The organism is Micromonospora foliorum, assembly GCF_022229015.1.
Lineage (GTDB): Bacteria > Actinomycetota > Actinomycetes > Mycobacteriales > Micromonosporaceae > Micromonospora > Micromonospora foliorum.
The window spans coordinates 1-5,060 of the sequence record NZ_JAKKFF010000491.1; the positions used below are offsets into that span (position 1 = coordinate 1).

At 70.8% G+C, this 5,060-nt stretch carries 7 protein-coding genes and 1 pseudogene; 6 read left to right on the forward strand and 2 right to left on the reverse strand.

The genetic code is table 11. The annotated features are described in order from the left end of the window. The 5 genes from PSH25_RS28715 to PSH25_RS28735 all read left to right on the forward strand — a co-directional run. Positions 1-1,020, forward strand: a 1,020-nt coding sequence (locus PSH25_RS28715; protein ID WP_238662010.1) for a CaiB/BaiF CoA transferase family protein, incomplete at its 5' end; no start/stop codon positions are given. A 113-nt stretch (positions 1,021-1,133) separates the two neighbouring features. Then, complete coding sequence (locus PSH25_RS28720) at positions 1,134-1,592, forward strand: YbaB/EbfC family nucleoid-associated protein (RefSeq protein WP_238662011.1); 459 nt, start codon at positions 1,134-1,136, stop codon at positions 1,590-1,592. A gap of 2 nt (positions 1,593-1,594) precedes the next feature. Then, positions 1,595-1,936: a WXG100 family type VII secretion target gene (locus PSH25_RS28725; RefSeq protein WP_238662012.1), complete on the forward strand. Its 342-nt coding sequence runs from the start codon at positions 1,595-1,597 to the stop codon at positions 1,934-1,936. Beyond that, positions 1,914-2,996 (forward strand): IQM protein middle domain-containing protein, encoded by a 1,083-nt coding sequence (locus PSH25_RS28730; RefSeq protein WP_238662013.1) that lies wholly within the window; start codon positions 1,914-1,916, stop codon positions 2,994-2,996. Before PSH25_RS28725 ends, PSH25_RS28730 begins: the two co-directional genes overlap by 23 nt. A gap of 14 nt (positions 2,997-3,010) precedes the next feature. Then, positions 3,011-3,286 carry a hypothetical protein gene (locus PSH25_RS28735; protein ID WP_238662014.1) on the forward strand — a complete coding sequence of 92 codons (276 nt, stop codon included), beginning with the start codon at positions 3,011-3,013 and terminating at the stop codon, positions 3,284-3,286. Here the strand turns inward: PSH25_RS28735 and PSH25_RS28740 are convergent, their stop codons facing one another. Together PSH25_RS28740 and PSH25_RS28745 are read right to left on the reverse strand one after the other, a co-directional pair. After that, the gene (locus PSH25_RS28740; RefSeq protein ID WP_238662015.1) at positions 3,287-4,144 is read right to left on the reverse strand and encodes a cytochrome c oxidase assembly protein; all 858 of its coding nucleotides are present in this window, start codon (positions 4,142-4,144) and stop codon (positions 3,287-3,289) included. Then, complete coding sequence (locus tag PSH25_RS28745) at positions 4,141-4,623, reverse strand: DUF2243 domain-containing protein (RefSeq protein WP_238662016.1); 483 nt, start codon at positions 4,621-4,623, stop codon at positions 4,141-4,143. The genes PSH25_RS28740 and PSH25_RS28745 overlap by 4 nt, the downstream gene beginning before the upstream one ends. A 182-nt stretch (positions 4,624-4,805) precedes the next feature. On the opposite strand from PSH25_RS28745, the pseudogene PSH25_RS28750 reads away from it, so the two are divergent. Then, positions 4,806-5,060 (forward strand): annotated as a pseudogene (locus PSH25_RS28750) (DUF2786 domain-containing protein); the annotation flags it as partial.

Sequence of the window (5,060 nt, forward strand, 5' to 3'; positions counted from 1 at the left end):
GCGGACGTGGTGCGGGTGGACCGGCCGGGCGCCCCGGGCGCGGGCCGGCTGGCCGCACCGACAAGCGGGCCGTTGCAGCGCGGACGGCGGGTCACCGCACTGGACCTGAAGTCCCCGGCCGGGGTGGCGGACCTGCTGCGCCTCGCCGAGCGCGCGGACGTGCTGGTCGAGGCGTACCGGCCGGGGGTAGCCGAGCGGCTCGGCTTCGGACCGGACGTGTGCCAGGCCCGCAACCCCCGACTGGTGTACGCGCGGATGACCGGCTGGGGTCAGGACGGCCCGCTGGCCGCCCGAGCCGGGCACGACATCGACTACATCGCGGTGGCCGGGGCGTTGGAGCCGCTGGGACGGGCCGGCGAACGCCCGTACGCGCCGATGAACCTGCTCGGCGACTTCGGCGGCGGCGGCATGCTGCTCGCCGTCGGGGTGCTGGCCGCGCTGCTGGAGCGGGAGCGCTCCGGCATCGGCCAGGTGGTCGACGCGGCGATGGTGGACGGCTCGGCGCTGCTCACCTCGTTCCTGCACGGGCTGCTCGGCGCCGGCCTGTGGGCCGCCCCGCGCGGGCGCAACATGTTCGACGGCGGGGCGCCGTTCTACGACACGTACGCCACCGCCGACGGCGGGTTCATGGCCGTCGGCGCGATGGAACCGGCCTTCTACGCCGTACTGCTCAGCGGCCTCGACCTTGCCGACGACCCGGACCTGCCCGCCCAGTACGACCCGAGCGGCTGGGACGAGTTGCGCCGCCGGTTCACCGAGCGGTTCGCCGAGCGCACCCGGGACGAGTGGACGGCGGTCTTCGCCGACCTGGACGCCTGCGTCGCGCCGGTGCTCGCCCCCGGCGAGGCGCCTGGGCACCCGCACAACACGGCCCGGGGCACGTTCGTCGAGGTGGGGGGCGAGATCCAACCGGCCCCCGCACCCCGCTTCGACCGCACTCCAACCGACCGACCAACCCCGGCACCCGATCCCGAGCAGGACGCCCTACCCGTCGAGGAGATCCTTACCGGCTGGAAGTGATCTCGGTGATCAGGGGTGGCGCCGTTCCACAGGGGACGCAGTGGGGCGGCCGCGCAGACGCCGCGTTGATACCGTCGCCCTGATCGTGGACTGCAGACCCGAAGGGGACGAGCATGGCGAGCGGAATCGACCCGGCCGGCCTCAGCCGCTCACTCGAAGAGGCCATGCGCCTGCTGAGCCAGGTTCCGGGTTCGGCCACGGCGCAGCCGGACGACGCCGACGAGCAGGATGACCCTGCCGCACCCGCCGTCGATCAGCTGACGGGGCGGGGCACCGGCGGGAATGGTCTCGTCGAGGCGGAAGTCACCGCCTTCGGCGCCCTGCAGACCCTGGTGATCGACCCGAGCCTGTCCCGGGCCGGCACCGGTGCCATCGCCGAGTACGTCCTGGAGGCGGTCCAGGCAGCGCAGGCCGACGAGCGCGCCCGCAGAGCCCAGCTGACGGCGGCCGCTCACGTCGACACCGTGGCCCTCGGCAAGCAGCTCGAACGTGTCTCGGAAGACGCGTTCCGGGGTTTCCAGCAGATGATCGGCGACCTGGACGTCGTCACCCGCCGGACAGGCCAGGGCTGATCATGTCCGACGGGATCCACGTCGACCTCGACGCTCTCCACGGCGCGGCGGCGTCGCTCGCGACAACCGGCCAGCAGCTCGGCGCGGAGATCGCCAGCCTCGAGTCGACTGTCAACGGGGCGGGTAACCCGTGGGGCGACGACGAGGCGGGTTCGCTCTTCGGCGCCGCGTACGTGGAAGTCCTGACGCATGCGCTCGACGTCTACCGGTCGATGGCCGACCAGTTGTTGGAGACCGCCGGGGACCTCGACGCCAGTGCCGACGCCCACGAGGCAACCGACATCGCGAACACCGAGCTCTTCACGAGGATGGAGCTGCCCAATGGGTATGCAGCTCCCTCCTGAACTCGCCGAGGCCCTGGGATGGGTCGGGTTCACCTGGCCGGCCGCCGACGAGGAGTTGCTCTTCCAGGCGTCCCAACTGTGGTTCGCGTTCGCCGGCCGGCTCCGCACAGCGGTCGGGGAGGCGGAGGCGGGCGCGGCGAAGGTCGGGATGACGAACAGCGGGGACGACATCCGCGCGTTCGAGCAGGCGTGGCAGGGCGAGGAGGGTGCACCGCGCCGGATGGAGGACGGCGCGCAGGCAGCCGAACTTATCGGCATGGCGTTGCTGGTGATGGCCATCATCACCCTGACCCAGAAGGTCCTCGTCATCGTCCAGCTGACGATTCTGGTGGTGCAGGTAGCGATGGCGTTGGCGGCAGCGGCACCCAGCCTCGGCTCCTCGTTGGCCTCGATCCCCGTCTCGATCGGCCTGGCCCGGATGGCGATCCAGCGGATCATCAAGGAGATCATCGAGCGGGTCGTCAAGGAGATCATTCCGAGGTTGTTGAAGCGTGCGAAGACGCTGCTGCGCCGTTTCACCCGCAAGGGCGCGAAGGGTGGCCCCGGACGACCCACCGTGCCCGGTCCGCACACCGTTCCGCGCTACCCCCATACGAAGCCGATGCTCGACAAGTACCGCAACGAGCACCTGCCCGGAGGGCACTTTCCGACGGCGGTGCGCCGGCTCAGTCCAGAGGAGCTCGAACAGCACCGAGTCTTCTTCGACAGCAACGGCATGTTGCGTAGCGCCAGAAGTGGCGAACCGTTCGACACATCAAGCGCTCAGACCGTGTTCAGCGGAAACGGTCAGGCCATCTTCGTGATGGACCGGAACGGCAACCTCTATGCGTCCAACTACCAGAAGGTCGGCGATTTCCACCACTCCACGCTGGGCAACGGGCAGCCGGTCGCCGCAGCGGGCGAGCTGGTCGTCAAGGACGGTAGGGTCCAGTACGCCACGGCGCGCAGCGGTCATTACCAGCCCGACGTGAGCCACATGGCCAATCTCGACGCCGAGTTCAAGCGCAACGGCGTGGGCGGGATTCCGATCCTTGCCTGGGACGGCAGCCAGATCTTCTAGGGGAGTCGACGAGCATGGGTACGGAAAGTTGGAAGGGCCACGTCAACGGGATCCTCTACGGAATCCAGTTCGACCGGGTGCTCGACGACTCGGTGGTGACTCGGGTCGTCGACGGGGTGACCGCCGGGCTCTACCCAGGAGACCGGGTTGAGACGCGTGACGCGCTCGACCAGGCGCTGCGCTATTCGGGCCCGCTGAACGACCAGGCGGAGACGCACCACAGTGAGGACGATATCCGCTCGTTCTTCCGCCGACTCTCCGCCGCACTAGCCACCCCGCCTTCGAGCTGATCAAGAGGTTTGCGTCAAGGAGCCGCCTTCCGGTGACGCAAGTTTCTTGATCAACGGAGATGGCGACAGGGGCAGGGACGGGCGGGGGCGGCGGGAGTGGTACCAGGTCGCGAAGAGGGCTGCTGCCAGGAGCAGTTCGGCCAGGTCGCCGCCGTAGTACATGAGTTGGGCGGCCGAGCGGAACGCTTCCTGGTCCCGGTCGGTGAGGCCGGGCGGGAGGGTGTCGGCCCGGGCGTACAGGTACTTGGCCAGCACGGCGTGGCCGGCTGACGCGGCCAGTAGCGCGCCGACCCGTACCGCCAGTCCCGGGCGACGCGGCGCCGGGTCCGGCCCGGCCAACGACCAGGCGAAAAGGTACCCGGCGGCCAGGTAGTGCAGGTGCACGGCGTGATGCAGGACGGGTTGACGTTCGGCCGCCGCGTACAGCGGGGTGAGCAGGACCACCGCCAACCCGCCGGTGGTCAGCAGCGCGGCAGTGAACGGGTGGGCGAGCAGGTGCAGCGGGCGGGAGCGCAGCAGCCGACCGACCGCCCGGCGTACCGGTGGCGGCGCGACATGCAGCAACAGCGTCACCGGGGCGGCGAGCACCAGCCCCAGCGGGGCCAGCATGCCGAGCAGCAGGTGCTGCGCCATGTGCCCGCGTGGGTCGTCGGGGAGTTGGGCCAGTGGCCCGACGGCGACCGCCAGCAGGGCGCAGCCGACCAGCCAGGAGGCGGTGCGCCGGTGGTCCCAACCTCGTGGGTCGCGTACGGCCGCCAGCACGTAGCCGACCGCCAGCAACGCGACCGGGAACAGCGGGTACCAGGTCGGCCCGGTCGTGCCGTGCTCGGCGTGCGCCAACGGCACGGCCACCGTCATCGGGCGCCCACCCCGGACCGGCGGGACCGGGCCCACCGCAGGACCGCGACGCCGGCCAGCAGCAGCACCGCGCCGGCCACGTTCCAGACCACGTCGTACGGCACCAGGTGGACGCCGTAGCGGATCTGGTGCAGCCGGAGCACCTTGTGGTCGACGAGCCCGTCGAAGAGCTGGAATCCTCCGGCGCCGAGCAGGAAGCCACCCCACGCCAGCCGGCTCGACAGGGCACGGCGCCGGCGCAGGTCGGCGAACCAGAAGAACCCACCGACCAGGGCAATCACCTCGGCGGCGTGCAGCAGCCCGTCCGAGAGCAGCGCCACCGAGGGGGTGGAGCGGTCGTAGAAGTGGTGCCAGGCAAGGAGCTGGTGGAAGACGATCTCGTCCACCGCAGCCATGATCGCGATGCCGATCAGGACGCCGACGAGGGTGGAGGAACGAACGTCGGCGGTACGTGCCCTCGGCAGGCTCGAATCGACCACCACACACCTCGCAGTCAGCTCGGATCAGGTCGCGAATACCCCGAACGGCATGAAACATTCCCGGCCAGACCCGCGAGACCGACGGTCGGTGACATCCCCGTTTCGTGACTCCCGGGCCACGGGCGGCATGATCATGGAGCCTGGAGGGGCAGCGAACGCCAGATCCCGAGAAGGAGGTGCCCGTGCCGGACGCGGACGAACTCGTCGCCAACGCGCTCGCGGCGGTGCGCGGCACGGACGTACGGCAGGCCGAACGGCAGCTGGACCACCTGATGGTCGGCACTGGCGCCGCGGACGGCACCACGGCGGTGGACGCCGCGCTGCTGCGTCGCCTGGTCCGCGGCCTGGGTCGGCTCTGGCCGCGCGGTTGGCAGCCGGTCGACGTGGACCGGATCACCAGCCGACGGCTCGACGCCCGCGCGGCCCGGCTGGTCCGT

What these genes read in the sequence shown, in the direction of transcription:
- PSH25_RS28720 (WP_238662011.1), top strand. Translation starts at nt 1,134, where the DNA reads ATGGCGAGCGGAATCGACCCGGCCGGCCTCAGCCGCTCACTCGAAGAG.
- PSH25_RS28725 (WP_238662012.1), top strand. Translation starts at nt 1,595, where the DNA reads ATGTCCGACGGGATCCACGTCGACCTCGACGCTCTCCACGGCGCGGCG.
- PSH25_RS28730 (WP_238662013.1), top strand. Translation starts at nt 1,914, where the DNA reads ATGGGTATGCAGCTCCCTCCTGAACTCGCCGAGGCCCTGGGATGGGTC.
- PSH25_RS28735 (WP_238662014.1), top strand. Translation starts at nt 3,011, where the DNA reads ATGGGTACGGAAAGTTGGAAGGGCCACGTCAACGGGATCCTCTACGGA.
- PSH25_RS28740 (WP_238662015.1), bottom strand. Translation starts at nt 4,144, where the DNA reads ATGACGGTGGCCGTGCCGTTGGCGCACGCCGAGCACGGCACGACCGGG.